Here is a 1,162-nt window from a genome sequence, read left to right as displayed (position 1 = left end):
ATAAAGGAGAATGTAATGAATACTTCTATCGATATACAACACTTGTGTGATCTTGCACATAAAGCATTTAATGCCCCTGTACATATTTTATCTGCAGACAGAAAAATTTTATATCATTCTACATCTGATAATGTTTGTAGTCCTTTTTATTCTTCAAAAGAAGAACATCTTAGTGATATTTATCAAGAAAACGATCCCTGTAACTTGCCACTTTTTCGAAGCAACAACTATCTTGAAAATTTTGTTCTAATTCATATAGAAAATCATGATGATATTAAAGGGACTATTATAATCGGTCCTACTATACATTCAAAAGATTCAGATGATATGATCATAAAATTTCAGAAAGAATTTAAATCAAATGATAACATTCAAGAAAGACTTGCCTATTATCAGTGTTTATCTGAGATTAAAAAAACTACATTAATTGATATGGGAATTTTATTACATTACATGATTTTCAATGAAAAGTTAGATGTAGATATTGTCTTGGAAAAAAATAAAGTACTAGAGGAAACTCCTAATAAAAATGTGAAACCTGATTTATATATTTTAAAACGTCGACAAAACAAACCTAAAACGCACAATATGGCATTAGTAAATGATTTCTTTTCGACTATCAAAGAAGGAAATAAAAAAAAGTTAATACAGTATATGTATGCGGTTTCGCAAGAAGATGTTGAACTTATGCTAGTAGAGGATCCGCTCAGGAATCAAAAAAACCTTGGAATTATTGCGATTACCTTAGCCACTCGATATGCAATAGAAGGAAATCTGCCACCAGATATTGCTTTTGCCCATAGTATTTTATATATACAAACCCTAGAACAATTAGATAATGTAGAATCTGTAAAGCGATTATCAGGGGACGCTTTACGTACCTTTGCAGATCGTGTGAAAGAATACAATGCAAAAAAGTATTCTTACGCGGTTACTACATGTATAAAACATATTAATAAAAATGTTTACGATGGAATATCTCTGAATGAACTTGCTAATCATTTAGAAATTACGCCTACTTATCTGTCTAAACTATTTAAAAAAGAAATGGGAATTACTTTAAGTGAATATATTCAAAGGGAACGAGTGGAAGAAGCAAAGAAATTATTAACCCTCACTACTTATTCGTTATCAGATATCTGTGCTTGGCTTAACTTTAATG

1 protein-coding gene is annotated in these 1,162 nt (G+C 29.9%); it reads left to right on the top strand.

What is annotated here, in order from left to right:
• Window positions 1–15: 15 nt before the first annotated feature.
• Window positions 16–1,162 (top strand): helix-turn-helix domain-containing protein (locus GBN78_RS29720; protein ID WP_152128038.1); only part of this gene is annotated, 1,147 nt, incomplete at its 3' end.

Origin of the sequence: Bacillus sp. B2-WWTP-C-10-Post-4, from assembly GCF_009183805.1 — a bacterium.
Lineage (GTDB): Bacteria > Bacillota > Bacilli > Bacillales > Bacillaceae_G > Bacillus_A > Bacillus_A cereus.
Note: the sequence above shows the minus strand (reverse complement) of the source record. Positions and strands in the feature narration are given on the sequence as shown.